This is a genomic window from Pseudomonas sp. BMW13, from assembly GCF_013357275.1.
GTDB classification, from domain to species: Bacteria; Pseudomonadota; Gammaproteobacteria; order Pseudomonadales; family Pseudomonadaceae; genus Aquipseudomonas; species Aquipseudomonas khazarica.
Map to the genome: position 1 here is coordinate 1 of NZ_SUKD01000003.1, position 26,900 is coordinate 26,900.

24 protein-coding genes and 1 pseudogene are annotated in these 26,900 nt (G+C 66.3%); 6 read left to right on the top strand and 19 right to left on the bottom strand.

The annotated features are described in order from the left end of the window. From E4487_RS02975 to E4487_RS03030, 12 genes and pseudogenes are all read right to left on the bottom strand, one after another. Nucleotides 1-730 (bottom strand): annotated as a pseudogene (locus E4487_RS02975) (hypothetical protein); the annotation flags it as partial. After that, a complete protein-coding gene (locus E4487_RS02980) occupies nucleotides 727-2,874 on the bottom strand; it encodes a chemotaxis protein CheA (RefSeq protein WP_175252690.1) in 2,148 nt (715 codons plus the stop codon). The pseudogene E4487_RS02975 and the gene E4487_RS02980, both read right to left, overlap by 4 nt. Next, nucleotides 2,874-3,179, bottom strand: a complete 306-nt coding sequence (locus E4487_RS02985) for a lipid asymmetry maintenance protein MlaB (RefSeq protein ID WP_037056486.1) — start codon at nucleotides 3,177-3,179, stop codon at nucleotides 2,874-2,876. Before E4487_RS02985 ends, E4487_RS02980 begins: the two co-directional genes overlap by 1 nt. A gap of 15 nt (nucleotides 3,180-3,194) precedes the next feature. Beyond that, complete coding sequence (locus tag E4487_RS02990; RefSeq protein ID WP_037056485.1) at nucleotides 3,195-3,563, bottom strand: response regulator; 369 nt, start codon at nucleotides 3,561-3,563, stop codon at nucleotides 3,195-3,197. A gap of 10 nt (nucleotides 3,564-3,573) precedes the next feature. After that, nucleotides 3,574-4,731 (bottom strand): methyl-accepting chemotaxis protein, encoded by a 1,158-nt coding sequence (locus E4487_RS24665; RefSeq protein ID WP_373921501.1) that lies wholly within the window; start codon nucleotides 4,729-4,731, stop codon nucleotides 3,574-3,576. Nucleotides 4,732-4,863: 132 nt separating this feature from the next. Then, entirely contained in the window at nucleotides 4,864-5,493 is a 630-nt protein-coding gene (locus E4487_RS03000; RefSeq protein WP_047588915.1) for a response regulator transcription factor, read from the bottom strand. Continuing rightward, nucleotides 5,490-7,283, bottom strand: coding sequence for a PAS domain-containing protein (locus E4487_RS03005; RefSeq protein ID WP_134676403.1), 1,794 nt, complete (start codon nucleotides 7,281-7,283; stop codon nucleotides 5,490-5,492). The genes E4487_RS03000 and E4487_RS03005 overlap by 4 nt, the downstream gene beginning before the upstream one ends. Nucleotides 7,284-7,413: 130 nt before the next feature. Then, a complete protein-coding gene (locus tag E4487_RS03010; protein WP_037056483.1) occupies nucleotides 7,414-8,268 on the bottom strand; it encodes an ABC transporter permease in 855 nt (284 codons plus the stop codon). 7 nt (nucleotides 8,269-8,275) lie between these two features. Continuing rightward, nucleotides 8,276-9,511: an ABC transporter permease gene (locus tag E4487_RS03015; protein ID WP_134676404.1), complete on the bottom strand. Its 1,236-nt coding sequence runs from the start codon at nucleotides 9,509-9,511 to the stop codon at nucleotides 8,276-8,278. 121 nt (nucleotides 9,512-9,632) lie between these two features. Continuing rightward, the gene (locus tag E4487_RS03020) at nucleotides 9,633-10,706 is read right to left on the bottom strand and encodes an ABC transporter substrate-binding protein (RefSeq protein ID WP_037056481.1); all 1,074 of its coding nucleotides are present in this window, start codon (nucleotides 10,704-10,706) and stop codon (nucleotides 9,633-9,635) included. Between the two features lie 22 nt (nucleotides 10,707-10,728). After that, nucleotides 10,729-11,847: an ABC transporter ATP-binding protein gene (locus E4487_RS03025; RefSeq protein WP_047591973.1), complete on the bottom strand. Its 1,119-nt coding sequence runs from the start codon at nucleotides 11,845-11,847 to the stop codon at nucleotides 10,729-10,731. Between the two features lie 268 nt (nucleotides 11,848-12,115). Then, the gene (locus E4487_RS03030) at nucleotides 12,116-13,315 is read right to left on the bottom strand and encodes a class I SAM-dependent rRNA methyltransferase (protein ID WP_037056478.1); all 1,200 of its coding nucleotides are present in this window, start codon (nucleotides 13,313-13,315) and stop codon (nucleotides 12,116-12,118) included. A gap of 189 nt (nucleotides 13,316-13,504) precedes the next feature. Here E4487_RS03030 and E4487_RS03035 point away from each other — a divergent pair, with 189 nt between their 5' ends. The 5 genes from E4487_RS03035 to E4487_RS03055 all read left to right on the top strand — a co-directional run bounded on the left by E4487_RS03035 (nucleotide 13,505) and on the right by E4487_RS03055 (nucleotide 18,231). Further along, the gene (locus E4487_RS03035) at nucleotides 13,505-14,317 is read left to right on the top strand and encodes an HDOD domain-containing protein (protein WP_167494334.1); all 813 of its coding nucleotides are present in this window, start codon (nucleotides 13,505-13,507) and stop codon (nucleotides 14,315-14,317) included. A 106-nt stretch (nucleotides 14,318-14,423) separates the two neighbouring features. After that, nucleotides 14,424-15,236, top strand: coding sequence for a bifunctional DNA-formamidopyrimidine glycosylase/DNA-(apurinic or apyrimidinic site) lyase (gene mutM / locus E4487_RS03040; protein WP_150606893.1), 813 nt, complete (start codon nucleotides 14,424-14,426; stop codon nucleotides 15,234-15,236). 74 nt (nucleotides 15,237-15,310) lie between these two features. Next, nucleotides 15,311-15,889 carry a lysophospholipid acyltransferase family protein gene (locus tag E4487_RS03045; protein ID WP_037056475.1) on the top strand — a complete coding sequence of 193 codons (579 nt, stop codon included), beginning with the start codon at nucleotides 15,311-15,313 and terminating at the stop codon, nucleotides 15,887-15,889. A 76-nt stretch (nucleotides 15,890-15,965) separates the two neighbouring features. Continuing rightward, entirely contained in the window at nucleotides 15,966-16,304 is a 339-nt protein-coding gene (locus tag E4487_RS03050) for a hypothetical protein (protein ID WP_037056474.1), read from the top strand. Nucleotides 16,305-16,398: 94 nt separating this feature from the next. Beyond that, nucleotides 16,399-18,231 (top strand): Na/Pi cotransporter family protein, encoded by a 1,833-nt coding sequence (locus E4487_RS03055; RefSeq protein WP_152489821.1) that lies wholly within the window; start codon nucleotides 16,399-16,401, stop codon nucleotides 18,229-18,231. Between the two features lie 65 nt (nucleotides 18,232-18,296). Here E4487_RS03055 and ggt read toward each other — a convergent pair whose 3' ends face one another. The 6 genes from ggt to E4487_RS03085 all read right to left on the bottom strand — a co-directional run bounded on the left by ggt (nucleotide 18,297) and on the right by E4487_RS03085 (nucleotide 24,935). Further along, the gene (gene ggt, locus E4487_RS03060; protein ID WP_175252691.1) at nucleotides 18,297-19,967 is read right to left on the bottom strand and encodes a gamma-glutamyltransferase; all 1,671 of its coding nucleotides are present in this window, start codon (nucleotides 19,965-19,967) and stop codon (nucleotides 18,297-18,299) included. A gap of 112 nt (nucleotides 19,968-20,079) precedes the next feature. Next, nucleotides 20,080-20,331, bottom strand: coding sequence for a YfhL family 4Fe-4S dicluster ferredoxin (locus E4487_RS03065; RefSeq protein WP_004373873.1), 252 nt, complete (start codon nucleotides 20,329-20,331; stop codon nucleotides 20,080-20,082). A gap of 224 nt (nucleotides 20,332-20,555) precedes the next feature. Then, a complete protein-coding gene (gene coaD / locus E4487_RS03070) occupies nucleotides 20,556-21,038 on the bottom strand; it encodes a pantetheine-phosphate adenylyltransferase (RefSeq protein WP_037056471.1) in 483 nt (160 codons plus the stop codon). A gap of 105 nt (nucleotides 21,039-21,143) precedes the next feature. Continuing rightward, nucleotides 21,144-22,742, bottom strand: coding sequence for a GMC family oxidoreductase (locus E4487_RS03075; RefSeq protein ID WP_175252692.1), 1,599 nt, complete (start codon nucleotides 22,740-22,742; stop codon nucleotides 21,144-21,146). Between the two features lie 174 nt (nucleotides 22,743-22,916). After that, on the bottom strand, nucleotides 22,917-23,462 hold the full coding sequence (locus E4487_RS03080) for a twin-arginine translocation pathway signal protein (protein ID WP_134676411.1): 546 nt from the start codon (nucleotides 23,460-23,462) through the stop codon (nucleotides 22,917-22,919). A gap of 42 nt (nucleotides 23,463-23,504) precedes the next feature. Next, a complete protein-coding gene (locus tag E4487_RS03085; RefSeq protein WP_037056468.1) occupies nucleotides 23,505-24,935 on the bottom strand; it encodes a coniferyl aldehyde dehydrogenase in 1,431 nt (476 codons plus the stop codon). Between the two features lie 226 nt (nucleotides 24,936-25,161). Between E4487_RS03085 and E4487_RS03090 the strand changes: the two genes are divergently transcribed. Then, nucleotides 25,162-25,821 (top strand): TetR/AcrR family transcriptional regulator, encoded by a 660-nt coding sequence (locus tag E4487_RS03090; protein WP_037056465.1) that lies wholly within the window; start codon nucleotides 25,162-25,164, stop codon nucleotides 25,819-25,821. A gap of 73 nt (nucleotides 25,822-25,894) precedes the next feature. Here the strand turns inward: E4487_RS03090 and E4487_RS03095 are convergent, their stop codons facing one another. Further along, the gene (locus tag E4487_RS03095) at nucleotides 25,895-26,875 is read right to left on the bottom strand and encodes a hydrolase (protein ID WP_175252693.1); all 981 of its coding nucleotides are present in this window, start codon (nucleotides 26,873-26,875) and stop codon (nucleotides 25,895-25,897) included. Nucleotides 26,876-26,900 lie beyond the last annotated feature (25 nt).

The following is a 26,900-nucleotide window of genomic DNA, read 5'->3' on the forward strand; positions in this document are numbered from 1 at the left end:
CCATGGCCTTCTTCTTCACGCTGATGTGGCCGGCGACCATGGCGTTGATGCCCTGGGCGATCTCGGCGTAGCTGCCGGCGAAGCGCGACACATCGATGACCACGTCGATGTCGCCCTTGTCGTGCTCGTCGGACATGTGCCGCATTTCGCTCATCAGGCCGGTGAGGTTGCGCCGCAGGGTCTCGATGGTGTCGTTGATGAAGGCTTTCTTGCCGGGGAACTGCTCCAGCGGTGCGCGCAGGTCGCCCTCGGCGATGGCACGGACGCAGGTCATGGCCTTCTTCTTCACGTCGATATGGCTGGCTACCAGCGCGTTGATCGCCACGGCGATCTCGCGGTACACCCCCGGTTGCTGGCTGTCGAGGACGGCGTCGATGTCGCCGCGGGCATGCTCGTCGGTCACACGGTTCAGCTCCGCGAGCAGCGCGGCGAGCTGTTCGCCAGTCTGCTGCTGGCTGTGCAGGAGCGAGCCACGCGCTGCCTGGGGCTGGTTCGTGCGGGGCAGTTCCCCCTGCGCCAGCTGTTCGGCGAGGTCATGCAGTGCACGCGGTTCGCCGCCGAGCTGCAGCTGCAGCGCACGGTTGAGCTGCCAGCCCTGGAACGCCAGGGCGGCGCCTGCGAGCAGGGCAATGCCCAGGGCCAGGTAGGTGTTCAGCGCTGGCAGGGCCAGCAGGGTCAGTGCGATCAGCGCTGTTGCGACCAGCGCCGCGATACGGGTTGCCAGGTTCATAGCACAGTACTCCTGAGGTTGCCGGAGGGGGAAAGGGTGCGGCTGCTGCCGCCTTGGCTGACTTGCGAGAGCAGGCCGGGGATATCGAGGATCAGCGCCACGGCGCCGCTGCCGAGGATGGTGAAACCGCTCAGCGCCGGGACCTGGCAGAACACCTTGCCCAGTGGCTTGATCACGGTCTGGAACTCGCCCAGCAACTGGTCCACCACCAGGCCGGCGCGAATCCCGGCGTAGCTGATCACCACCACGTTCTCGCGCCGGGGCGGCTGGCTCTGGTCCTCGAACAGCTGGCGCAGGCGGATGAAGGGCAGGACGTCGCCACGCAGGTCGAGGTGCTCCTGGCCGGCGAGCTGTTCGCTGGGCAGTTCGATGCATTCTTCGACCATGTCCAGCGGGATGACGTAGCTGGCCTGGCCGACACCGATGAGGAAGCCGTCGATGATCGCCAGGGTCAGCGGCAGGCGGATGCGCACGCAGGTGCCCTGGCCCAGGGCGCTGTCGAGCTCGACGCTGCCACGCAGGGCGGTGATGTTGCGCTTGACCACGTCCATGCCGACGCCGCGCCCGGAGAGGTTGCTGATCTGCTCGGCGGTGGAGAAGCCCGGCTCGAAGATCAGGTTGAAGATCTCCTTGTCGCTGAGCTGCTGGCCTTCGCCGATCAGGCCGCGTTGGCTGGCCTTGGCGAGAATCTTCTGCGGGTCGAGACCGCCGCCGTCGTCGGACACCTCGATGACGATGCCACCGGCCTCGTGGTAGGCATTCAGGCGCACCACGCCCTGCAGCGGCTTGCCGGCGGCCTGGCGCACCTCGGCCGGTTCGATACCGTGGTCCATGGCGTTGCGCACCAGGTGGGTGAGTGGGTCGCCGATCTTCTCGACCACGGTCTTGTCCAGCTCGGTGTCGCCGCCGCTGACCTGCAGGACGATGTCCTTGCCCAGTTCCCTGGAAACGTCGCGGACCACGCGCTGGAAGCGATTGAAGGTGGCGCCGATCTGCACCATGCGCAGGGTCAGCGCGCTGTCGCGCACTTCCTCGACCAGCCGCGACAGCGTTTCGGCGGATTCGCACATGCCGGCCAGGCCGCTGCGCTGGGCCAGCATGCGGGTGTTGGCGCCGGCGATGATCAGCTCGCCGACCAGGTTGATCAGTTGGTCCAGCTTGGCAGCGTCGACCCGGATCAGGTTGGTGTCACCGTTTGCGCGTGGGGCTTCCTTGCTGGCCACGGCGCGGCTTTCGCCGGCGCCGGACGCGGGAATGGCCGCTTGGTGCGTTGCCGGCGCCACGGCGCTGGAGCCATTGGCCTGCTCCAGCAGTGCAGCGTCAAAGCTTGTGCAACGCACCAGGCGTTCAACTTGCAGGGCGCCTTCGGCGGCGCGTAGTTCCAGCAGCTCTTGCAGCGCCGTCAGCGGCGCGCCGGGCGGCAGGATACGGATGCTGCCGTCTTCGCGGACGAAGTCGAAGGCACCCTCGATGGCTTGCGCCTCGGCGGCGCTGGAGAAGGCCAGTTCCAGGCCCAGGTAGCAGCTTTCCGGGTCCATCTCGTCCAGCACCGGCAGATGCTCGAGCACCGGCTCGACATGCACGATGCTGCCCAGGGTCTCCAGGTAGCGAACGAAGGCCAGCGGATCCATGCCGTTGCGCAGGGTGTCCTGGCCGAAGCGCAGCGACAGGTGCCAGTGGCCGTTGCCGCTGGCCTCCACGGTCTCCTGGGACTGCGCGGCGGCGGCGGGGGTCGTCTCGGCCTGGTTGTCGAGGTAGCGGCGCAGGGCCTGGACCAGTTCGGCCTCGCGAGCGTGGTGTGCCGCCGCCAGCTCGGCCAGGTCGCGGCCCTCGGCGAGGTGACCGATCAGCCCGGCCAGGTGGTCGCCGACCTGCAGCATGAGGGCGATGAGTTCGCCGTCGAAGCGCACCTCGCCGGCGCGGACGCGGTCGAGGACGCTCTCGGCGACGTGGGTGAAGGCGACGATGGAGTCGAAGCCGAACAGCCCCGAGGACCCCTTGATGGTATGCGCGGCGCGGAAGATGGCATTGATCAGTTCGGCGTCGTCCGGCGTCTGCTCGATCTGCAGCAGGGCATCTTCCATCTGCTGCAGCAGCTCCTGGCTCTCGGCGATGAAGGTGCCGATCACGCTGTCGAGGTTCATCAGTGGTTCTCCTCTGCGAGCAGCGTCGTGCCCAGGCCGCTGAGCCGGAGCAGTTCCGAGATGGCCGGGCTGACGCCACGGAAGTGCAGGTCGATGTCCATGCGCCGTGCCTGCTCGCGGGTGGCCAGCAGCAGCTGCAGGCCGGCGCAGTCGAATTCCTCGACGCCGCTGAGGTCGATCTCCAGGGCGATGGCGCCCTGCAGGGCCGAGCTGAGACGGGGCTTGGTGTCGGCGGCGGTGTAGATGCTCAGGGCGCCGTCGAGTACCAGTTGGCGGGTGTCAGTGGCTGGGGACGTGGCGTGCATGGCGCACCTCCTGACTCAGGGCAGGATCAGTTTGGAAACGGCGGTCAGCATCTGCGCCGGCTGGAAGGGCTTGACCACCCAGGCCTTGGCGCCGGCCGCCTGGCCTTCGCTCTTCTTGGCGTCGCCGGCTTCGGTGGTGAGCATGATCACCGGGGTGAACTTGTAACTGGCCAGCGTCTTGACGTTCTTCAGGAAGGTGATGCCGTCCATGTTCGGCATGTTCACGTCGCTGATGATCAGGTGCACCTTGCGCCCGTCGAGCTTGGTCAGCGCATCCTTGCCATCGACCCCTTCGATGATGTCGTAGCCGGCGTTCTTCAGGGTCATGCCGACCACCTGGCGGATCGAGGCGGAGTCGTCGACGATGAGAATGGTCTTGGCCATGGGGAAGTCCTCAGAAGAAGGTGATGTCGGAAGCGCTGGCGGCGGACGTGCCGTGACGGCCGCTGTGGATGGCGTGCTGTTCGGGCGTGGTGTAGGTGTGCGAGAGGTCGTCCAGCCAGTCGCTGGCGTCGACCTGGCCGCTTGCATCGACCAGGCGCAGGCCGAGCTTCTCGATGTCGTCGCGCATGTGGCCGAGCATCTGGCTGACGCGGTCCTGGAACTGCAGCGCGACCAGCACCTCGGAGATTTCCTCGCCGACCGCCTGGTTCTGGCTGTGCAGGGTATTGCCGTGCTCGACCAGGCGCGTGGCGCCGTGGCGGAAATCCTCGATGACCTGGCGGATCAGCTGGCTGGCGCTTTCCAGGGTGCTGGCGTCGCGGCTGGCGTGTTCGTTGGAGACGTGCAGGGTGTGTTCGATGGCGGTGCTGACGTTCTCGATGGTCTCGCCGATGCGCTTGCCGGTTTCCTCCGAGAGGGTCGAGAGCTTGCGCACCTCGTCGGCGACCACGGCGAAGCCACGTCCGGCCTCGCCGGCGCGGGCGGCCTCGATGGCGGCGTTGAGGGCCAGCAGGTTGGTCTGCTTGGCGACGTCGCCGACTTCCTGGGCCATGGTGCGCAGCTGGGTGGTGTAGCCGCTGAGGCGGACCACTTCGGCGAGCAGGGTTTCCTTGCTGTCCAGGGCCTGGCGCAACTGGCTGACGATGTCTTCCAGTTCGTGTTCGCTACCGGCCAGCAGCTTCAGCAGCGCTTCGTCGTCGCTCGGCGCATCTACGCCGACCACGGCGCTGATGCGCTGCGCCAGGTGGGTGAAGCGTTCGCTCAGGGCTTCGATGGCGGTCTGGGTGTGGAGGCGGGCGGCTTCGATCTGCTGCGACCAGATGGGCGCGATGTTGCGGCACAGCTCCGCCAGGCCATGCACGTGGCGTTCGGCTTCCCGGGCCTGGCCGACGGCGATGGCGCTCTCCTGGACCTCAGAGAGGGTCCGCGCCTGCGCGCTGGCCTGGCGGCGCAGGCTGACATGCACCACGACACCCGGCAGCAGGGCGGCGACCAGCCAGTAGTGGCTGGGTACTTGCGTCGCCAGCCAGACCAGCGACAGGCTGCAAAGGCTGACGAGGACGGTGGTAATCCAGCTGGCTTGGGTGGTGGTCTGAGCGTTCACGTTCACACTCCATCGAGCAACGGGAGCGGGTATTGGCTACCCGTTCATGGCTGTCAGGATGGTCTGTGAAGGGCTATCCGGGCATCGTCTGATTCCGGTGATGGCATAAGGCTATTCCGGTTTCTTGTAGGAATTTTCCTACCTCGACAGCTGCTCCGTCAGGGCGAAGCGGATGATGTCGGCATTGCAGCTGAAGCCCATCTTCTCCATCAGGCGGGTCTTGTGGGTGCTGACGGTCTTGTTGCTGATCGACAGGTGTTCGGCGATCTGGTTGACGCCCAGGCCATCGGCGAGCAGGCGCAGGATCTGGAATTCCCGGTCCGACAGGCTGTGCAGGCCACTGTTGCGCTCCTCGGCGTTGGCGAAGGCCAGCTGTTCGGCGATGCGCGGGTCGAGATAGCGCCCGCCGTTGGCCACCTTGTTGATGGCCGCGAGCAGGGTTTCGGCGTCGTGGTCCTTGGTCAGGTAGCCGCTGGCGCCCGCACGCAGGGCGCGCTGGGCGATCTGCGCTTCGTTGTGCATGCTCAGCACCAGGATCGGCAGCCTGGTGTAGTGCCCGTGGATCCGCGCGATGAGGTCTTCGCCGCTGATGCCGGGCATGCTCATGTCCAGCAGGACCAGGTCGACCTCGGTGCTGCGCAGGCGCTCGAGTACCTGGCCTCCGTTCTCCGCTTCCGCGACCACCTGCAGGCGGCTGTCGAACTCGATCAGCTGCTTGAGCCCGTTGCGCATGATGGTGTGGTCGTCCGCGATCATGATGCGGGTCATGAGTCCTCCTTGGCCGGCGTGATGGGCAGGCTGGCCTGTACCGTGGTGCCTTGTCCGGGATGGCTGAAGATCACCACTTCGCCGCCGAGGCTGGTGCCGCGTTCGCGCATGCCGGCGAGGCCCAGGGAGCGCGTGTTGACGGCCGACGGGTCGAAGCCGCGCCCGTTGTCGGTGATATCCAGCTGGTAGACGTCGTCGAGCCGTTCCAGGCTCACCACCGCCCGGCTCGCGCCGGAATGGCGGGCGACGTTGTTCAGCGCTTCCTGCACGATGCGGAAGGCGGTGGTCGCCTGGTCATCGCTGAGGGCCGGTTCGTCGCTGTGCGTGGTCAGCTCGCACTCGATCCGGGTGTGCTGGCGGAATTCGCTGGTCAACCACTCCAGGGCCGGGTACAGGCCCATGTTGAGCACCGCCGGGCGCAGGCTGGTGGCGATGGAGCGCACTACCTGAATGGTTCGGTCACAGAGTTGCATCAGCCCGTCGACGGCATTGTCGAGACCGGGCGCCTTGGCGCCGAACTGCAGGTGCAGCATGGAAATGCCCATGCGCAAGGCCGTCAGGTGCTGGCCGAGTTCGTCATGGATTTCCTGGGCGATCAGCTTGCGTTCTTCCTCCCGGGCCGACTCCCGGCGGGTGGTCAGGTCCCGAAGCTGCTGGTTGCTCTGCGCCAGGCGCCGTTCGGCCTTGCGGATGTTGGTGATGTCCCTGGCCAGCGAGAGCACGCTGGTGATGGCGCCTGAGGCGTTGCGCTCGGGCACCAGTTGCACCAGGTAGTGGTGTTGCAGGTCGGCGGGGCCGTCGATGCCGTGAATCAGCTCCTCCTCGAGCGAGTCGCCGCTGAGGGCGACCTCGCGCACCAGGTCGGCCATGATGTCGACCTGGGAATTGTCACCGAAGGCATCGCGCGCGGGACGCCCGCGTGCCTCCACCAGCGGCAGCCGGCACAGGGCTTCGAGGGCCGGGTTGGCGTAGATCAGGCGGAAGTCCGGGGTCAGGCGGCCGACGGCGTCGTGGGTGTTCTCGATCAGCGCGCGGAACTGGCGTTCGTTGTGCAGCAGGCTGTCCGCCAGGCGCTGCTGTTCGGTGAGGTCATGCAGGAGTGCCAGGCAGTAGCCCCGGCGATCGTAGTAGAAACGGTTGAACCTCACCGAGACGTGGTAGCGCGTGCCATCCACGGGGTGGCTCAGCTCCAGCTGCACCGGGCCCTGGCCCTGCATCAGCTCGCGCAGCTCGTCATCCGAGTGCAGGGCCAGGGGCACCAGCGCCTGGCCGATGCTCTGTCCCATCAGGTACTCGCGGCGTTGGCCGAGCAGGCGAGTGGCGGCGTCGTTGAGGTAGCAGATGTTCAGGCCGTCATCGAGCAGCAGCGCACCGTCGGTGGTGTAGTCGAGGGCGAAGCTGAGCAGGTAGGCCTGCTCGGCGCGCTCCTGCGTGGAGCGCGTCGGGGTAAAGCGGACCAGGAAGTGATCGATGCCGCTGTCCGCCTGCGACACCCAGCAGACGCTGGTGTGCAGCCACTTGTAGGCGCCCTCCTGGCTGTGCAGGCGCAGCTCGCCGCAGGGGATGTCGAGCTGCTGGCGACGGGCACGCTCCAGTGCGTAGTCGAAGGTGTCGCGGTCCTGTGGATGCAGCCACTGCGTCAGCGGCTTGTTGCCGTGCTCGCCGATCAGTGCCTGCAACGCCGGGTTGCTGTACTGCAGGCAGCCACGGACATCGAGCAGACCCAGGCCGAGAGGGGCGGACTGCCAGGCCGCGCTGAGCAGGGACTCTTCCGAGTGCTTGTCCTTCAAGGCGTTCCTCCAATGAGCGACCTGTCCAGTATGGGTCAGTTTCTCGATGAAGGTGTGCCAGGCAGGGCCAGGCTGCGCGGCCGGGGCATTCAGCCCGGGATGTACGCAGCCTGGCGTGGCTCGCCGGGGCTCAATGCGGTATCTCGATGCCGCGCATGCGCTCCGCACGCCGGCGCAGCAGTTCGATGGTGACCAGCAGAGCGATGGAGACCAGGATCAGCAGGGTGGCGATGGCCAGGATGCTCGGGTTGATCTGCTCGCGCAGGCCGGAGAACATCTGCCGGGGGATGGTGCGCTGCTGCGGGCCGGCCATGAACAGGATCACCACCACTTCGTCGAAGGAGGTGATGAAGGCGAACAGCGCGCCACTGATCACGCCGGGGCGGATCAGCGGCATGATCACGTCGAAGAACACGCGCACGGGCCGGGCGCCCAGGTTCAGCGCCGCCCGCGCCAGGCTGTAGTCGAAGCCGGTGAGCGTGGCCGTCACGGTGATGATGACGAAGGGCGTGCCCAACGCCGCGTGCGCCAGGATCACGCCCAGGTAGCCGCCTGCCAGCCCCAGGTCGGAATAGAAGAAGAACATGCCGGCCGCGGTGATGATCAGCGGCACGATCATCGGCGACAGCAGCAGGGCAGTGACGAAGCGCCTGAAGGGCATCTCGTCACGCGCCAGGCCCACCGCCGCACAGGTGCCCAACACCGTGGCGAGGAGGGTCGAGAAGATGCCGATGATGAAGCTGTTCTTGATCGCCAGCAGCCATTTCGGGTCGCTGAATATCTCCCGGTACCAGCGCAGCGAATAGGCCTCCGGGTCGAGGGTGAGCATGCCTTCGGTGAAGCTGAAGAACGGCTCGGCGTTGAACGACAGCGGCACGATCACCAGGATCGGCAGGATCAGGAACAGCAGCACCAGCCAGGAGCCGGCCTTGAGCAGCCAGGTGCCGAGGTGGTGCCAGAAGCCGTAGTAGGCGGGGGTCTTCATCGCGTCCTCATCCCAACTTGATATTGCTGGCGCCGACGAAACGGTCGTACACCCAGTACAGCAGCAGGATCAGCCCGAGCAGCAGCGAGCCGAGCGCGGCCGCCAGCTCCCAGTTGTTCGAGCGCTGCATGTGGAAGGCGATGATGTTGCTGATCATCTGCCCGTCGGTGCCGCCGACCAGGGCCGGGGTGATGTAGTAGCCCACCGAGATGATGAACACCAGCAACGCGCCTGCGCTGAGGCCGGGCAGGGTCATCGGGAAGTAGATGCGCAGGAACGCGGGGATCGGCTTGTCGCCGAGGCTCAGGGCCGCGCGCAGGTAGCTGGGGTCGATGCCGCGCATGACGCTGTACAGCGGCAGGATCATGAACGGCAGCAGGATATGGGTCATCGCCACCACCGTGGCGAATGAGGTGTAGAGCATCTCGATGGGCTGGTCGACCAGACCGAGCCCCACGAGGAAGGAGTTGATCACGCCGTTGGTCTGCAGCAGGGCTATCCACGAGGTGGTGCGTACCAGCAGCGAGGTCCAGAACGGCAGCAGCACCAGCACCAGCAGCAGGTTGGCGCGGTTCGACGGCAGCCCCGCCAGGTAGTAGGCCAGCGGGTAGCCGAGCAGGGCGCAGAGCAGGGTGATCACCAGCGCCATGTTCAGGGTCTTGGAGTACAGCTGCAGGTAGATCTGCGTGTCCTGACGCACCTGGATGCCCGTCTCCGGGTCCAGCTCCAGGTCGAGGGCCGTCAGGTAGTAGTCGTAGGTGTAGACCTTGCCGGCGCGTGCGATGGCGTACCACAGCTCGGGTTTGGCCCAGTTGCGATGGGCCTGCATCAGGGTCTTCACGCCCTGGCTCGGCAGCGCGTCGGCGTCGAGGCGCCCGACCCGGCGGGCACTGGATTTGACCACGCTGGACATGCCGGCGTAGGCGCGGTTGAACTCTTCGGCGAGCTTGCCCGACAGGCGCTGCTGGTTGAGCGCATGCAGTTCGCCGACGAAGACCTGCAGGGTCTGCTCGTCCGGCAGCTGCTGGTGATCGTCCCAGCGCTGCAGTTCGGTCAGGGTCTGTGGAATCAGTTCGGCCACGGTCGGGTGGTACACGCTGCGCCACAGCATGGTGCCGATCGGGGCGACGAAGGTGACGATGATGAACAGCAGCAGCGGCGCCACGAAGAGGAACGCGGTGAGGCGTTTCCGGCGACGGGCGCTGGCGGCTTGGCCGGCTTCGCTGGTGGTCAGGGATGACAAGGCATTACTCCGATTTCAGCATCTTTCCCGTTGCGGTGAGGCGCCGTGGCGAGGGCCCCGGCCGCGAGCGACGCGGCTGGAACCCTCCCACGGCAGGCCTGGGGAGAGCAGGGTCTGGCGCTTACTTCAGCAGCCACTCGTTGAACTTCTCGCCCAGCGACTCGCCGTAGTCGGCCCAGAACTCGGAGCCGGCCTGGATGCCCTGATCCAGGTGCGCGGTCGGCAGGTGCGGCGCGGCGCTCTGGTCAGCCAGCGGCATGGACGACTTGCGGGTCGGGCCATAGGCCACGTCCGGCATGCCGGCCAGCGGCTTGGAACCGGTGGCGAACTTGATGAACTCCATGGCCAGGTCCTTCTTCTTCGAACCCTTGACGATGGCCCAGGCGTCGAGGTCGTAGACGTGGCCGTCCCAGACGATCTCGAAGGGTTTCTTCTCCTGCACGATGGCGTCGTAGAAGCGGCCGTTGGCCGACTGCACCAGCACCGCGCCGCCGTCGTTGAGCAGTTGCGGCGCCTGCGACCAGGAGTCGAACCAGACGATGTCCTTCTTGATGCTGTCCAGCTTGGCGAAGGCGCGTTGCTGGCCTTCCGGCGTCGCCAGCACTTCGTAGACGTCCTTCGGGGCCACGCCATCCGCCATCAGCGCCCACTCCATGTTCACCTGCGGGCGTTTGCGCATGGCGCGCTTGCCGGGAATCTTGCCGGTGTCGAAGAAGTCGCCGATGCTCGCGGCCTTGGTGCCACCGATGGTGTTGTCGTTGTAGGCGAACACCACCGACCAGACGATGTTGCCCACCGCGCACTCGCTGGCGAGGGCTTCCGGGATGAAGTCCTGGTCGGCCGGGGTGCCGTCGATGCCGGCCGGCAGCACGCTGTGGTCGACGGTCTCCAGCAGGCCTTCGGAGCAGGCGCGCTCGAGGTCGATCACCTCGAAGTCGACCACATCCCACTGGATGTTGCCGGACTCGACCTGAGCCTTGATCTCGGCGACACCGCCGGAGTAGTCCTCGAACAGTACCTTGACCCCGGACTCGGCCTGGTAGGGATCGATGACGTGCTTCTTCTGCGCCGCCCCGTAGGCACCGCCCCAGGACACCACGGTGAGGCTGTCCTGGGCGGTGGCGTTGCCGGCGGTGAGCCCCAGTGCCGCCACCAGGGCGAAGGTGGAAACGCTGGTAGTCAGTGATCTAGCCATTGCTGTGCTCCATTTGCTTCTACTAGTTGTGGGTGGGGACTGCAGATCGATCCAGCGCCTGGCTGTCTTCCGGCAGCCAGGTCAGGGCGACCTCTTCCTGAGTGCTCAGTTGCGGGGCTGAACTGTCGTTCAGGTTCTTCACCACCAGCTCGCTGCCGCTGGCGGTCTCGAAGTGATAGCGAATGTATTCGCCGACGTAGTGGCGGGTGATGAAGCGCGCCTTGACCTGGTTGCCACCGCCGCCGAGGCGGTCGATGAAGCTGAGCTTCTCCGGGCGCACGGACACCGTGGTGGCCTGGCCGACCTCGCTGCAGTTGGCCTTGAGCGTGCTGACCAGGCCGCCGTCGTCGAGGCGCACCTGCACGCGATCGTCAGCGACCGCCTCGATCACCCCGGACAGTTTGTTGCTCTCGCCGATGAAGTCGGCGACGAACAGGTTGGCCGGGCGCTCGTACAGCACGTGGGGGGCTGCGCACTGCTGCACCACGCCGTTGTTGAACACGGCGATGCGGTCGCTCATGGTCAGTGCTTCGGTCTGGTCGTGGGTCACGTAGATCACGGTGAAACCGAGCTGCTCATGCAGGCGCTTGATCTCGTACTGCATCTGCTCGCGCAGCTTCTTGTCCAGCGCGCCGAGCGGCTCGTCCATCAGCACGATGTCCGGCGCGAAGATCAGCGCGCGGGCCAGTGCCACGCGCTGGCGCTGGCCGCCGGAGAGCTGGCCGGGATAGCGGCCGCCGAAGGCCTGCAGCTCGACCAGGGCCAAGTACTGCTCGACCTTGGCGCGAATCTCGTCCTTGGGCAGCTTGCGGATCTTCAGCGGGTAGGCGAGGTTCTCGCGGATGGTCATGTGCGGGAACAGCGCGTACTGCTGGAAGACCATGCCGATGTTGCGGTCGTAGGGCGCGATGCTGGTGACGTTGCGGCCGTTGATCAGGATCTCGCCGCTGGTCACGTCTTCGAAACCGGCGAGCATCATCAGGCAGGTGGTCTTGCCCGATCCGGAAGGGCCGAGCAGGGTGATGAACTCGCCCTTGGCCACGTTGAGGTTGAAGTCCTTGACCACCAGGGTCTTGTGATCGTAGGTCTTCTTGACGTTGGTGAATCGCAGGAACGCTTCGTTCCCAGCTTGCGCAGTCATAGTCCTCCCCATTGCCCGCAATATGGAGCCAGCTCGTGACCGAGGCTCCAACACCTGAGTCGATTCGTCCCTGTCGTGTGGGGCGATCGTTATGTCGATAACCAAAAGCAATAAGCAAGCCAGCCGATGAACGGTCATCTGCTAGCGCTCTGCCATGCAGGTTGAAGACTAGCTCAGGCAGCGCAACACGCGAGGAAGGTGTGGGGAGAGGTAACAGCGTGGCGAGGAGGGGGCACCTGCCGAAACGCACTCGGCAGGTGCAGGTTGCTCAACTGTTGGGCAGCAGGCGAACGGTCAGGCTCTTGATGTAGCGGGTCTCGGCGATGGCCAGGTGCACCGGGTGGTCGGGCCCCTGGGCGCCGCGCTCGAGCAGCTGGATATTGCGATCCAGGTGGCGTGCGCTGGTCAGCAGGATGTTCTGCAGGTGGTCTTCGTCGAGGTGCATCGAGCAACTGGCGCTGACCAGGATGCCGTCCTTGTTGAGCATGCGCATGGCCGTTTCGTTGAGGCGGCGATAGGCGGCCTCGCCGTTCTTGATGTCCTTCTTGCGCTTGATGAAGGCGGGCGGGTCGGCGATCACCACGTCGAAGCGTTCTTCGGCGGCCTTCAGTTCACGCAGGGCGGCGAAGGCATCGCCCTCGACGCAGGTGACGTTCTCGCCCACGCCGTTGAGTGCGGCGTTGCGCTCGACACCGTCGAGGGCGAACCCCGAGGCGTCGACGCAGAACACTTCGCTGGCGCCGAAGGCGGCGGCCTGCACGCCCCAGCCGCCGATGTAGCTGAACAGGTCGAGCACGCGCTTGCCCTTCACGTAGGGCGCCAGGCGCGCGCGGTTCATGCGGTGGTCGTAGAACCAGCCGGTTTTCTGCCCGTCGATCACCGGGGCTTCGAACTTCACCCCGTTCTCTTCCAGCGCGACCCACTCCGGCACCTCGCCGTAGACGGTCTCGACGTAGCGCTGCAGGCCTTCGGCGTCACGCGCGCTGGAGTCGTTCTTGAACAGGATGCCGCTGGGCTTGAGCACCTGGATCAGCGCGGCGACGACGTCGTCCTTGTGCGCCTCCATGGTCGCCGAGGCCAGTTGCACCACGAGGATGTCGAAGAAACGGTCGACCACCAGGCCCGGCAGCAGGTCGGAGTCGCCGTAGACCAGGCGGTAGCAGGGTTTGTCGAACAGGCGCTCGCGCAGGCTCAGGGCGACGTTGAGGCGATGCACCAGCAGCGACTTGTCCAGCACGTGCTTGACGTCGCGCGACAGCAGGCGGGCGCAGATCAGGTTGTTCGGGCTCATCGCGACGATGCCCAGCGGCTTGCCGCCGGCCGCTTCGAGGATGGCCTGGTCGCCGGCGGCGAACCCGTGCAGCGGGGTGGCGGCGACGTCGATCTCGTTGCTGTAGACCCACAGGTGGCCGGCGCGCAGGCGTCGGTCGGCGTTGGCTTTCAGGCGCAGGCTGGGCAGGGAGGGCATGAGTTCGGGCTCCGCAGATAAAAGAGCGGAATTATAGCGGGTTGCGCCTGCGCCCGCTGTTTACAAAAGTCTGCTGCTGGCCGGGTCGGGCTTTGGCTAAACTGTGGCGTACTTCTCACTTCGTACGTGCGTGCCATGGCCTTCGAACTCTCCGCCGAACAGATCCAGCAAGCCCTGCAGGGCATCAGTGTGCCGCCGCAGCCGCAGATCATGGTGGATCTGCAGATGGAGCAGATCATGCCCAACCCCGATCTGCGCACCATCGCCAAGCTGATCAGTCAGGACCCGGGGCTGTCCGGTGCGCTGCTGAAGATCGTCAACTCGGCGCATTTCGGCCTGTCCAACCGCATCGCCTCGATCCAGCAGGCGGTCAACCTGCTCGGTTGCAACACGGTGATCAATCTGATCAACGCGCAATCGATCAAGGGCGAGCTGACCGATGAGGCGATTCTGGTGCTCAACCGCTTCTGGGACAGCGCCCAGGACGTGGCCATGACCTGCCTGACGCTGGCCAAGCGCCTCGGCTACCAGTCGCCCGACGAGGCCTACAGCCTGGGTCTGTTCCACGATTGCGGCATCCCGTTGATGCTCAAGCGCTTCCCCAACTACATGGAAGTGCTGGAGGAGGCCTACGCCAGTGCCAGCGACGAACGCCGGGTGGTGGATACCGAGAACCGCATGCTCACCACCAACCATGCCGTGGTGGGTTACTTCACCGCACGCTCCTGGCGCTTGCCGGAGCATCTCTGCGAAGTCATCGCCAACCACCACAACGCGCTGTCGATCTTCAGCGACGAATCCTCGCGCGATGCGCAGCTCAAGACGCTGCTGGGCATCCTCAAGATGGCCGAACACATCTGCGAGTCGCACCGTGTGCTCGGCGGGCAGGCCGTCGACCTGGAGTGGCAGTACATCTCGCAGCCAATCCTGGAATACGTGGGCCTGTCCGAGTACGACTTCGAGAACCTGCGCGAGAGCATTCGCGACCTGGCGGTGATGTAGCCAGGCGCGCCATGGCGGGCGGGCAGCGCCGCTCGCCGTGGCGCGCTACCGTTCTGCCTGTCGCTCCTGCTAAGGTGGCGCACCGCCGTTGTCCTGTCCTGCTGCCATGCCCGAATTGCCAGAAGTCGAAACCACCCGTCGCGGCATTGCGCCGTACCTCGAAGGCCAGCGCGTCACGCGCGTCATCGTGCGCGAGCGCCGTCTGCGCTGGCCCATCCCCGAAGACCTGGACGTGCGCCTGTCCGGCCAGCGCATCGAGTGCGTCGAGCGGCGCGCCAAGTACCTGCTGATCAAGGCCGAAGTCGGCAGCCTGATCAGCCACCTGGGCATGTCCGGCAGCTTGCGCCTGGTCGAGTGCGGCCTGGCCGCGGCCAAGCACGAGCACGTGGATATCGAGCTGGAGTCGGGCCTGGCCCTGCGTTACACCGACCCGCGTCGTTTCGGCGCGCTGCTGTGGAGCGACGACCCGTTGCGCCACGAGCTGCTCAGCAAGCTCGGCCCCGAACCGCTGGGCGGTCTGTTCGACGGTGAGCGCCTGTTCCAGCTGTCACGCGGGCGCAGCATGGCGGTCAAGCCCTTCATCATGGACAACGCCGTGGTGGTCGGGGTGGGCAACATCTACGCCACCGAGGCCCTGTTCGCCGCCGGTATCGACCCACGGCGCGAGGCCGGGGCGATCTCGCGGGCACGCTACCTGCGCCTGGCCGAGGAGATCAAGCGCATTCTCGCCCACGCCATCGAGCGTGGCGGCACCACCCTGCGTGACTTCGTCGGCGGCGACGGCCAGCCTGGCTACTTCCAGCAGGAACTGTTCGCCTACGGGCGCGCTAGCGAGTTCTGCAAGGTCTGTGGCAGCACCCTGCGCGAGGTGAAACTGGGCCAGCGCGCCAGCGTGTACTGCCCCAAGTGTCAGCGCTGAGACGCTGACGGCGGCCCGCCGGATAGCCTGCGGCGGGTAGCCTGATACCCAGAATAAGAACAAGAGGTCGATCGATGTCCGCTAACTACCTGCCGCCCAACCCGGCTGCCGAATGGCTGGGACGCAGCGTGCTGAAACTCCTGGGCTGGCGTATCGAGGGGGCGCTGCCGAAACTCGACAAGTTCGTCGCCATCGGTGCCCACCACACGTCCAACTGGGACTTCGTGATCTTCATCGCACTGAAATTCGTGCTGCGCCTCAACGCCCGCTGGTTCGGCAAGCACAGCATCTTTCGCTGGCCGTTCGGCGGCCTGATGCGCGCCTGGGGCGGTATCGCCATCCGCCGCGAGCGTCAGCTGAACACCGTCGAGCAGGCCGTACAGGCCTTTCGCGAGCATGATGAGTTCATCCTGGTGCTCTCGCCCGAGGGCACGCGCAAGAAGGTCGAGCGCTGGAAGATGGGCTTCTACCACATCGCCCAGGGGGCTGGCGTACCCATCGTCCTGGCGGCGCTGGATTACCAGCATCGCCGCGTGGTGATCGGCCCGACCTTTCAGCCCAGCGGCGACGAAAAGGCCGATCTGGCAGCCATGCTGGCGTTCTTCCGGCCTTATGTACCGAAAAAGCCGGAGTACGCGTTTCATGGCGATTGACGTCCGTCACGCTGACAATTGCCAATGCGCTGTTATAGTTACTGGCACTTTCCCGAAAAACCTGAAGGATCGATCCATGAAAGCGTTCCGCACAACCGCTGCTGTCCTGGCGCTGACCTCTGGCCTGCTGGCGCTGCCGGCACAGGCGGAAGTGGTTCAGCAGAACGCCAGCGGCGACCCGATCTACTCCGTCGAAGCCCCGAAGGGCTACGCCATGGTCGGTGACCTGGTCATCGCCCGCCCGCTGCTGATCGGCGCCACCGCCATCGGCGCCGCGGCCTTCATCGTCAGCCTGCCGTTCACCGCACTGGGCGGCAACGTCGGTGAAGCCGCACAGTCCCTGGTGGTCGAGCCGGGCAAAGAGGCGTTCGTACGCTGCCTCGGCTGCACCAGCAGTGGCTACAAGCAGGACTGATCCGCTGTAGGCTTCTGTACACGGCCCCTCGCCTCGGTTTCGAGGCGAGGGGCCGTTTGCGTTTGTACACCGCTAAAAGGATGGAACGGTGCCGATGAAGTACCTGCGCTGGGTGATGCTGTGTCTGCTGGTCGTGGGGTTGATCGCCTCGTTCTGGTTCAGCCAGGGTTGGTTGCAGTTGTGCGCCGGCCTGGCGGTGTTCCTGTTCGGCATGCAGTGCCTGGAGGAGGGCCTGCGTCAACTGGCCGGCAGCAAGCTGGAGCAGATCCTCGCGCGCAGTACCTCGACGTCCTTCAAGAGCCTGCTGTTCGGCATCGGTGGCACGCTGCTGCTGCAGTCCAGCACCCTGGTGTCGCTGCTCACCATCGCCTTCATCAGCACCGGGCTGATCCAGCTGGCCGGTGGCATCGCCATCCTGTTCGGCGCCAACCTGGGCGCCACCAGCGGCATCTGGCTGCTGGCGCTGGCCGGGCAGAACCTCAGCCTCAGTCCCCTGGCGCTGCCGCTGCTGGTCTTCGGCGTGCTGGCCGGTTTCTTCGGCACCCGGAGCAAGGCGGCAGGGCGCATCGTGCTGGGCATTGCCTTCATCTTCCTCGGTATCGACCAGATCAAGGACGGCTTCGCCAGTTTCGGTGACCTGGACATGACCGGCATGCAGGCGGGCGGGCTGGCAGGCGCACTGCTGTTCACGGCCATCGGTATGGCCATCACCGTGGTGCTGCAGTCCAGCCATGCGACCCTGATGCTGACGCTGGCGGCCCTGGCCAGTGGTCAGCTGGAGCTGGGGCAGAGCCTGGCCATCGCCATCGGTTCGAATGTCGGCAGCAGCGTGACCACGGCGTTCGTCGGCTCCCTGGGTGGCAACCGCAGCGGCCAGCGCCTTGCCCTGGCCCATGTGCTGTTCAACATCACCACCGGGACACTGGCCTTCTGCCTGCTCGGGCCGTTGACCTGGCTGGTGCACGCCCTGGCCGAACCGCTGGGGCTGGGTGACAACAGCCTGATCCAGCTGGCGATGTTCCACACCCTCTTCAACGCCATGGGCGTCGCCCTGTTCTGGCCATTGCAGGAGCGCCTGGCGCGCGTCCTGATTCGCTGGTTGCCGGAGCGCGCCGAGCCTCAGGTACTGATCACCGAGCTGCTGCCCGAGCAGGTCGTCGAGCCCCAGCGCACCCAGGCCCGCTATCTCAGCGAGCGCGCACTGGACTCGGTCGAGGCCGCTTCCGGGGCCGTGGTGCAGGAGCTGGGGCACCTCGGGCGCCTGAGCCTGGAGGTGATCTGCCACGCCCTCTACCTGCCCGTGGACCAGCTGGCGCGCTCGCGGGCCGACGAGCAGCTGCTGCAGGCCAAGCCCTCGCACGCCGGCTTCGATGCCGAACACCTCTACCAGTTTCATATCAAGGGCGTTTACGGCGACCTGCTGAGCTTCATGGGGCGCATGGAACTGCCGATGGACGAGGCGCACCAGCAGTTCTGGGTGAGCTGTCAGCTGGCCGCGTTGCAACTGGTGGATGCGGTCAAGGATGCCAAGCACCTGCAGAAGAACCTGGGGCACTACCTCGATGCGCCGCCATCGGCGGTGCGCGATGCCTACGTGGAACTGCGGCGCCACCTGCTGACGACCCTGCATGAGGTGCGCGAACTGGCGCGCAGCGATCTGCCCGAGGATGTCTGGCAGTCACGCCTGCGCTGGCTCGACGAGCAGGCGGCGGGTTTCGATGCGGGCTTCCGCCAGCGGCTGTTCGCCGATGTGCGCAGCGGACGCCTGGATGGCCTGCAGACCAGCTCGCTGATGAACGACCTGGGCTATGCCAGCCGCATCTTCCAGAGCCTGCGCAACGTGCTCATGCTTGGCAGCGAGCAGGCGCTGTTCCGCGAGCTGCGCCAGTTCGGCGACGAGCAGGAAAGCCTGATCAAGCTCTCGTAGCGGCCCGCCCCTCGCACAGCGCACGGGCTCCGTGGGAGGGGCTTCAGTCGCGCTGGCGCCTGTGCTTACTCGCCCGCCGGCACCAGCGCCTCACCGATCCCGCGCGGGTCGCTGGCCGCCTGGACGGCGCCACTCACCTTGTTCCAGAACAGCACCTGCTGGTTGCCGTACTGCCGGTCCAGGCGCTTGAGCTGGTAGCCGCGCTTCTGCAGCTCGGCGATCTGCTCGGCGCTGAAGGTGTCCGGCTCGTGCTCGATCACGTCGGGTAGGAACTGATGGTGGTAGCGGGCCACGACCGGCCAGCGCTCGATGGGCTGATCGTCCAGGTACTCCAGCATCGACAGCAGCACCATGCTGGGGATGCGGCTGCCGCCGGGGGTGCCGAAGGCGGTGAATTCGTCGTTGCTTTCGAGGAAGCTCGGGCTCATCGAGGACAGCGGGCGCTTGCCGCCGGCGATCGCGTTGACCTCGCTGCCGGCCAGGCCATAGGCATTCGAGCCCTGCACGTCGGCGGCGAAATCGTCCATTTCATCGTTGAGCAACACACCCGTGCCGGGCACGGTGAAGGCGGCGCCGAACGGCAGGTTGACCGACAGGGTGGCGGCAACCGAGTTGCCCTGGGCGTCGAGTACGGCGAAGTGCGTGGTGTGGTCGCCTTCATGCCAGGTGCCGGCCGGTGGCAGGGCGGAACTCGGCGTGGCCTGCTCAGGGTCGATGCTGCCGGCCAGCACGGCGAGGTGGCCGGGCGAGAGCATCTCCTGCAGCGGGTTCTTGACGAAATCCGGGTCGCCCAGCAGGGCGCGATCACGGTACGCCCGGCGCAGGGCCTCGACCACGTAGTGCACGCGCTGCACCGGTTCGGCTTCCTGCCAGGGCAGTTGCTGGAGTATCGCCAGGCTCTGGGCCAGCGCCACGCCGCCTGCAGAGGGGGGCGGCGCGCTGATCAGCTCGTGGCCGTCCTCGAGGCGAAAGCGCAGCGGCTCGCGACGCGCCACGCGGTACTCGCGCAGGTCGTCGAGCGTCCAGATACCGCCGGCCTGGCGTACGCCCGCGGCGAGGCGCTCGGCAATCGGGCCCTGGTAGAAGCCGGCGCGGCCGTGATCGGCCAGGGCCTGCAGGGTGACGGCCAGGTCCGCCTGGCGCAGCAACTGGCCTTCGGCGGGCACGTCGCCCTGGTCGAGGAACAGCTTCGCGCTTTCCGCATCGTCACGCAGCGCGGCCAGGCGCCAGGTGGCCCGTTCGCGGTAGACACGGTCCACGGCAAAGCCTTCCCTGGCCAGGCGAATGGCCGGTGCCAGGCTGGTTTTCAGCGGCAGGCGCCCGTGATGCTCGGCCAGCTCCACCAGGGCGGCCGGCAAGCCGGGAATGGCGGCGGCCAGTGCGCCATTGAGCGACAGCTCGCGCTGCACCTTGCCGTCACGCACGTAGAGGTCCGCCTTGGCCTCCAGCGGCGCCCGTTCGCGTGCATCGATGAAGTCGTAGCGGGGCGTGTCGCCTGCGCTGCGCAGGAGGAAGAAACCACCGCCGCCCAGGCCGGAGCCGTAGGGTTCGACCACGGCCAGCGCAGCGCTGGCGGCGACGGCGGCATCGAAGGCGTTGCCGCCGGCGTCGAGTATCTGCTTGGCGGCCGCAGTGGCGGCCGGGTGAGCGGTGGCAATGGCGGGCTGGTGCGGTGCTGCCTGGGCCAGCAGGCTGGCGCCGAGCAGCAGGGTCGATAGCAGGAGGTTGCGCAACATGCGATCTACCGGGGCGGCTGAAGGAGGCTGCAAGCTTAGCAGCCCTGGCCTGGGGATGGGCGATGCGCAGCCGCCACGGAAGGCCCTTCGCCCCCCGGGCGGGGAGGAGGGATCAGGCTTTGCCGGTGATGATGCGGTACTTCTGCATCAGCTCATCCTTGCTCTCGACGTTGTTCTCGTCGAGCGGGATGCAGTCGACCGGGCACACCTGCTGGCACTGGGGCTCGTCGTAGTGACCGACGCACTCGGTGCACAGGTTGGGGTCGATCACGTAGATCTCCTCACCCTGGGAAATGGCGCCGTTGGGGCACTCGGGTTCGCAGACGTCGCAGTTGATGCAGTCGTCGGTGATGATCAGGGACATGAAAACAACTCCTGTCGAGGCGACGCCGCGACACTGGCAGACAACGATGAGGCGAATTGTGCCGGATCGCTGCGTCTTGTGCCATTGGCCCGGCCGGTTGGGCGCTTTGCGCCCCTCTCCCGAATACAGGAGAGGGGGCGGGGAGAGGGTAGGGAACGTGGCGCCGCTTTGCCCCTCTCTCATGAATGGGAGAGGGGCATCCGACAGGCGTGAACGGCCGGCGCTTATTGCTTGCGGAAGCGCTCGTTCAGGGCGTCGGCGACGGCCGGATGGACGAACTTGCTGATGTCGCCACCGAGCGCGGCGATCTCGCGGACCAGGGTCGAGGAGATGAAGGAGTACTTTTCCGACGGGGTCAGGAACAGGCTCTCGACATCCGGCGCCAGTTGCCGGTTCATGTTGGCCAGCTGGAACTCATACTCGAAGTCCGACACGGCGCGCAGGCCGCGCAGGAACACGTTGGCACCCTGTTCCTTGACGAAGTGTGCAAGCAGGCTGGAGAAGCCCACGACTTCCACGTTGGGCAGGTGCCTGGTGACCTCGCGGGCCAGTTCCACGCGTTGTTCCAGCGGGAACAGCGGGTTCTTCTTGGGGCTGGCGGCGACGGCGATGATGACGTGATCGAACAGGCGCGCAGCGCGTTCGACCAGATCACCGTGGCCCTTGGTGATGGGGTCGAAGGTGCCGGGGTATAACACTCGATTCATCGGGACGTCCTGGCGGGTCGAAAAGGAGTCGGATGGTAGCGCAGCGCATCCCGGCGGCCAAGCCGCAGGGATGCGCCGTCTGTTCCTGACTCAGGGGCGGTGCGTCTAGCTCGGGCTTTTCAGGCGCTCGGCCAGGAGCGTCGCCAGTTTCGCCGTGAGCCCGTAGATCGACAGCTGCGGGTTGGCACCGATGCTGGTGGGGAACAGCGAGCCGTCATGGACCGACAGGTTGGCCAACTGGTGGTGCCGGCCGAGGCTGTCCACCACCGCCGTCTGCGGGTCTTCACCCATGGCGCAGCCGCCCATCACGTGGGCGCTGCCCAGGCGCGTGCGGTACAGCGCCAGGTCGAGGTTTTCGATCATCTCCCGGGCCTCGCGCCAGGTGCTGACGAAGCGCGCATCGGCATGGGTCGGCATCACCGCCTTGGCGCCGGCGGCGAACTGGATCTCGGCCATGGTCAGGAAGGCCCGGCGCACACCGTCCCAGGTGTAGTCGGTCATCTGGTAGTCGAGCACCGGGCTGCCGTCGCCGCGCAGTTCCACGCGCCCTTCGGCGCTGTCCGGGTGGAAGCCGTCACGCAGCAGGGCGAGCATCACGTTGGTGTAGGGCAACTGCTCCATGCGCAGGGCATTCTCGCGGCCGAATTCGCCGAGCAGGGTGCTGGTCAGCGCCGGTTGCAGCGGCGGCACTTCCAGTTTGTAGGACAGGCGCCCGGTGGTGCCGTCGTCCCACTGGAAATGATCGGAATAGAGCGACTGGGGCGCGCCGTAGAAGGGGTTGATCACCTGCTCGAACTGCGCGGCGGAGAAGTTCACCAGGTGCAGGTAGGTCCGGCGGCCGATGCGCTGGTGCGGGTCCGGCGCTGCGGAACGCAGCAGGATGCCTGGGGTGTTGATGCCGCCGCCGGCCAGCACGTAGTGCCGCGCCTTGACGCGGATGCGCTTGCCGTTGGGCGCCACGCAGCGCGCATCCATGCCCAGGCAGTCGAGGCCGACCACCTGATCGCCTTCGATCACCAGCTTGTCGGCGCGGGCCAGGTAGAGCAGCTCGCCGCCCGCCTCGAGGGTGGCGGGGATGGTGGTGACCAGCATCGACTGCTTGGCATTGGTCGGGCAGCCCATGCCGCAGTAGCCGAGGTTCCAGCAGCCGCGCACGTTGCGCGGGATCACCGCCCAGTGATAGCCGAGCTTGTCGCAACCGGTGCGGATCACCTCGTTGTTGGCATTCGGCGGTACCACCCAGGGCGCGACCCCCAGACGCTGCTCCATCTTCTCGAACCAGGGCGCCATCGACTCGACGTCATGGCCTTGCACGCCATGGGCTTCGGCCCAGTGCGCCAGGGTCTGCGCGGGCGTGCGGAAACTGCTGGTCCAGTTGATCAGCGTGGTGCCCCCGACGGCGCGGCCTTGCAGGATGGTGACGGCGCCATCCTTGCTCATGCGACCGATGCCCTCCTGATAGAGCGTCGGGTAGGCCTCGGCTTCCTGCATCTTGAAGTCATCGCTGGTCTTCAGCGGGCCTTCTTCGATCAGCAGCACCTTGTAGCCGGCGGCGCTGAGGATCTCCGCCGTGGTCCCGCCGCCGGCACCGCTGCCGACGATGGCGACATCCGCCTCCAGCGTCAGGTCGTTTTCCAGACGTGAACCGTCATGGGTTTTCCAGCCTTTGGCCAGGCCTTGCTTGAACAAATCGGGTACGGGCATCGTTTTTCCTCGGGTCACCGAAACCTGCTGTGCGATCCGCGTGCGGCGTCAGCTCCTCGCCCGTGATTCGGCGTACTTCAGTACGGCCTCGCCACGTGCTGCGAGCCTTCCTTGCACTCGAATCGCTCGCTGCGGTTTCAGAGGCATCATTCTGATAATGGCGGTTGGCTGAATTCAGACGGTGGGCGGGCCGGGATAGCCGCAGTGTGCCCAGGACTCCGGCCGGCCATACCAGGCCATCATCACCAGTTGCAGCAGCGAGGCATGGCCCATGCGCAACAGGCTCAGGCTGCTGTTCTGCCAGCGTTCGAGGAAGTGCCGCACATCGTCGGCACTGGCGTTCTCCCAGCTGCCCCAGATCCCGGTCAGCGGGCCGCGGGTGATGGTCAGTGCCAGCACGTCGAACAGCTGCACGGTGAGCTTCTGCATCTCTGGGGAGAAGTGCGCCAGGCCGTTGTCGATGCTGCGCAAGGTGCCCTCGACGGCCTGCGGCATGCGTTCGCTGGCGACGGCGCCGTCGAGCATGACTGGGATCAGTGCCTTGAGAAACGGCAGGTCGCTGCTGCGCAGGATCAGGTAGCCGCTGGCCGGCGTGCCGGCCGAGCAACCGCTGAGCGTGGCGGTGAGTCCGGCCGTGCCGAGCAGCGCCGTGCCCATCAGGCCGACCTTGAGCAGGCTGCGCCGCGACAGCTGCGGCGCATCTGGAGTGGTGTCGTTCATTGTTGTTATCACCAGGCGTAGAGCGGGCCGGGCCCGCGTTGATCAGCGCACGAACAGTTTGTAGACCAGCTTCTGGATCGACTTGCCATAGGGCGGGTAGATCAGGCGCGCCGCGTTGAAGCGTTGCTTGATGAACACCCCCTTGGCCTTGCTGAACGTCAGGAACCCTTCGTGGCCGTGGTAGTGGCCCATGCCCGACGGGCCGATGCCGCCGAACGGCATGTCGTCCTGGGCCACGTGCAGCAGGGTGTCGTTCAGGCACACGCCACCGGAATGGGTTTCGTGCAGCACGCGCTGCTGCTCGTGCTTGTCGTAGCCGAAGTAGTACAGCGCCAGCGGACGGGGCCGCGCGTTGACGTAGGCGAAGGCATCTTCCAGGCGGTCGTATGGCACCACCGGCAGCAGCGGGCCGAAGATCTCGTCCTGCATCAGCTTCATCTCGTCGTTGACGTCCAGTACCAGGCTCTGCGGCAGGCGCCGGCCCTGGGCTTCGGGGTAGAGCGGGACGATGCGTGCGCCCTTGGCCTCGGCGTCCTGCAGGTAGCCGTTGAGGCGTGCCAGCTGGCGCTCGTTGATGATCGCCGTGTAGTCCGGGTTGTCCTGCAGTTGCGGGTAGAAGCGCTGCACCACCTCGCGGTAGGCGCTGACGAAGCCTTCGATGCGGTCACGCGGTACCAGCACGTAGTCCGGGGCCACGCAGGTCTGTCCGGCGTTGAGGGTCTTGCCGAAGGCAATGCGCTCGGCGGCGTCTGCCAGCGGCACCTCGGCCGATACGATGGCCGGCGACTTGCCGCCCAGCTCCAGGGTCACCGGGGTGAGGTTTTCCGCGGCAGCACGCATCACGTGCTTGCCGATGCTGGTGGCGCCGGTGAACAGCAGGTGGTCGAACGGCAACCTGGAGAAGGCCACGCCCACCTCGGCCTCGCCCAGGGCGACGCTGACCAGGTCCTCGGGGAAGATGCGCGCCAGCAGGTCCTTGATCAGTTGCGAGGTGGCCGGGGTGGACTCGCTCATCTTGATCATCACCCGGTTGCCGGCGGCCAGGGCGGCGGTCAACGGGCCGATGGCCAGGAACAGCGGGTAGTTCCACGGCACGATGATGCCGGCCACGCCCAGTGGCTGGTAGATGACCTTGGCCGAGGCCGGCAAGAACTGCATGCCGACGCTGCGGCGCGACGGCTTCATCCACTTGCGGATGCGCCGGGTCGCGTAGTCGATGCCATGCAGGCTCGGCATCAGCTCGGCGAGCAAGGTCTCGTCAGCGGAACGGTTGCTGAAGTCTTCGGAGATCGCCGCGACCAGGGCGTCCTGCTGCTGGACCAGCAGCTCGCGCAGGGTCTTGAGCCACTGGATGCGCTGCTCGGCTGACGGCATGGGGTTGGCGCCGAAGGCAGAGCGTTGCAGGGCAAAGGTGTTTTCCAGCTGGTTGATCTGCTGTTGGCTGTGCTGCAGGTAGGCGATGTCGGCGACCATGGGGATTCTCCTCGACGTTCCAGCTGGGCGTGGTTGCACGCTCCGATTCGACTGAACTGGATTTTTAGAGCAATTACTCTAATGTGTCAAATAGGATGCCGCGTGACGCTGTCCGCTGCACCCTAACCAAAGGTCAGCGAAAGCCTGCCGGTTGCACCGGGGGTAACACTTCGCCGGTTTCTGCCTGTACCTTTGCCTCTTTTCGACGTCGAGACCGAGCTGCGAGATGGCGCCACCCAAGACCCGCGATCGCATCGTTGCCGAGAGCCTGGCCCTGTTCAACAGCCAGGGCGAGCGCAATGTCACCACCAACCACATCGCCGCGCACCTGGGGATTTCGCCGGGCAATCTGTATTACCACTTCCGCAACAAGCAGGTGATCATCGCCGAGCTGTTCGCCCAGTACGAAGCCCAGGTCGACAGCTTTCTGCGCCTGCCCGAGCAGCGCGCGCTGACGGTGGACGACAAGACCTTCTATCTGGAGGCGCTGCTGGCGGCGATGTGGCACTACCGCTTCCTGCATCGCGACCTGGAGCACCTGCTGGAGTCCGACGCCGAGCTGGCCGAGCGTTACCGCGCCTTCGCCCGGCGTTGCCTGGTTGGCGCGCAGTCCATCTACCAGGGGTTCGTCGACGCCGGCATCCTGCTGATGACCCCGGCGCAGATCGAGGCGCTGACGCTCAACAGCTGGATCATCATGACCTCCTGGGTACGCTTTCTCTGCACCGCCGGCGCCAACCCGGACAACCTCAGTCAGGACATGCTGCGCCGTGGCATCTATCAGGTGCTGGCGCTGGAAGGCGGCTACATAGCGCCCTCGGCACGCGAGGCGGTCGAGGCGCTGTACGGTCGTCTGCATGTGCCGCTGGAGCAGGTGCTGGGCTGATTGCCACTCGTCTCCGGTCTCGGCAGGAGGGGCTACGTCTGCGCATGCCGCGCAGGGGCGGCGCCGGTCGCGATCATTCGAGGCTCGCCAGCCACTGTGGGATACGCCGCTCCAGGTAATACACCGGCTTGCGCGGGCTGCCTTCGACGAAGCCGACATGGCCGCCCCTGGCGTGCAGTTCGAACTCGGTGCCGGGCGCCAGCTCGCTGGCTTCGGGCAGGCTGTGGCGGAAGATGAAAGGGTCGTCCGCGGCCTGGATCAGCAGGGCAGGGGTGCGGATCGCGCCGAGGTAGAAACGGCTCGACGCGCGGCGGTAGTAGTCGTGGGCGTCGGCGAAGCCATGCAGCGGCGCGGTGATACGGCCGTCGAAGTCCCAGAAGGTGCGCATGCCGTCCAGCGGTCCCAGCCGTTCCAGTACCGACAGGCGCTCGCCCTGGCCCTGCTCGGCGAACAGGCGCTGCTTGTTGTTCACGTAGGCGACCATCTCGCGCATGAAGTGCGCCTGGTATACCCGCGAGAAGCCCAGGCCGATGCGGTCCGCGCACTGGTCCAGGCGAAACGGCACGGACACCGCCACGGCGCCGCGCAACAGGCTCTGCGCGCCGCTTTCCCCCAGGTACTTGAGCAGCACGTTGCCACCCAGCGAGTAGCCGACCGCATACAGCGCTGCCATCGGCCGTTGCGCACGCAGATGGGCCACTGTCGCGGCCAGGTCCTCGCTGGCCCCGGAGTGGTAGCCGCGTGGCAGCAGGTTGGGTTCGCCTGAGCAGCCGCGCCAGTTCAGCGCCACGCTGGCCCAGCCGCGTGCAGCCAGGGTCTGCTGCAGGCCCAGCACGTACAGTGAGTCGGAGCTGCCGGTCAGGCCGTGCAGCACCAGTACCAGCGGCGCGTGGGCGTCGTGCGGGCCATGCCAGTCGAGGTCGAGGAAGTCGCCGTCGTCCAGCCACAGACGCTCACGCCGGCGCTGCAATTGCGGCGGCTTGCGGCAGAAGGGGTTCCACAGCGTCTGCAGGTGCGGGCCGGGGAGCCACCAGGCGGGCTGGAAGGGCGTCATGGAACTGTCCTGTCGGGGGATGGTG

Excerpts from the sequence above, each read along its gene's own strand:
- E4487_RS03085 (WP_037056468.1), bottom strand. The coding sequence starts at position 24,935 with ATGGTCGCCGACATCGCCTACCTGCAGCACAGCCAACAGCAGATCAAC.
- coaD (WP_037056471.1), bottom strand. The coding sequence starts at position 21,038 with ATGAATCGAGTGTTATACCCCGGCACCTTCGACCCCATCACCAAGGGC.
- E4487_RS03095 (WP_175252693.1), bottom strand. The coding sequence starts at position 26,875 with ATGACGCCCTTCCAGCCCGCCTGGTGGCTCCCCGGCCCGCACCTGCAG.
- E4487_RS03010 (WP_037056483.1), bottom strand. The coding sequence starts at position 8,268 with ATGAAGACCCCCGCCTACTACGGCTTCTGGCACCACCTCGGCACCTGG.
- E4487_RS03080 (WP_134676411.1), bottom strand. The coding sequence starts at position 23,462 with ATGAACGACACCACTCCAGATGCGCCGCAGCTGTCGCGGCGCAGCCTG.
- E4487_RS03065 (WP_004373873.1), bottom strand. The coding sequence starts at position 20,331 with ATGTCCCTGATCATCACCGACGACTGCATCAACTGCGACGTCTGCGAA.
- E4487_RS03050 (WP_037056474.1), top strand. The coding sequence starts at position 15,966 with ATGAAAGCGTTCCGCACAACCGCTGCTGTCCTGGCGCTGACCTCTGGC.
- E4487_RS03020 (WP_037056481.1), bottom strand. The coding sequence starts at position 10,706 with ATGGCTAGATCACTGACTACCAGCGTTTCCACCTTCGCCCTGGTGGCG.
- E4487_RS03000 (WP_047588915.1), bottom strand. The coding sequence starts at position 5,493 with ATGACCCGCATCATGATCGCGGACGACCACACCATCATGCGCAACGGG.
- E4487_RS03075 (WP_175252692.1), bottom strand. The coding sequence starts at position 22,742 with ATGCCCGTACCCGATTTGTTCAAGCAAGGCCTGGCCAAAGGCTGGAAA.
- ggt (WP_175252691.1), bottom strand. The coding sequence starts at position 19,967 with ATGTTGCGCAACCTCCTGCTATCGACCCTGCTGCTCGGCGCCAGCCTG.
- E4487_RS03090 (WP_037056465.1), top strand. The coding sequence starts at position 25,162 with ATGGCGCCACCCAAGACCCGCGATCGCATCGTTGCCGAGAGCCTGGCC.
- mutM (WP_150606893.1), top strand. The coding sequence starts at position 14,424 with ATGCCCGAATTGCCAGAAGTCGAAACCACCCGTCGCGGCATTGCGCCG.
- E4487_RS03055 (WP_152489821.1), top strand. The coding sequence starts at position 16,399 with ATGAAGTACCTGCGCTGGGTGATGCTGTGTCTGCTGGTCGTGGGGTTG.
- E4487_RS03030 (WP_037056478.1), bottom strand. The coding sequence starts at position 13,315 with ATGCCCTCCCTGCCCAGCCTGCGCCTGAAAGCCAACGCCGACCGACGC.
- E4487_RS02985 (WP_037056486.1), bottom strand. The coding sequence starts at position 3,179 with ATGCACGCCACGTCCCCAGCCACTGACACCCGCCAACTGGTACTCGAC.
- E4487_RS03025 (WP_047591973.1), bottom strand. The coding sequence starts at position 11,847 with ATGACTGCGCAAGCTGGGAACGAAGCGTTCCTGCGATTCACCAACGTC.
- E4487_RS03045 (WP_037056475.1), top strand. The coding sequence starts at position 15,311 with ATGTCCGCTAACTACCTGCCGCCCAACCCGGCTGCCGAATGGCTGGGA.
- E4487_RS02990 (WP_037056485.1), bottom strand. The coding sequence starts at position 3,563 with ATGGCCAAGACCATTCTCATCGTCGACGACTCCGCCTCGATCCGCCAG.
- E4487_RS02980 (WP_175252690.1), bottom strand. The coding sequence starts at position 2,874 with ATGAACCTCGACAGCGTGATCGGCACCTTCATCGCCGAGAGCCAGGAG.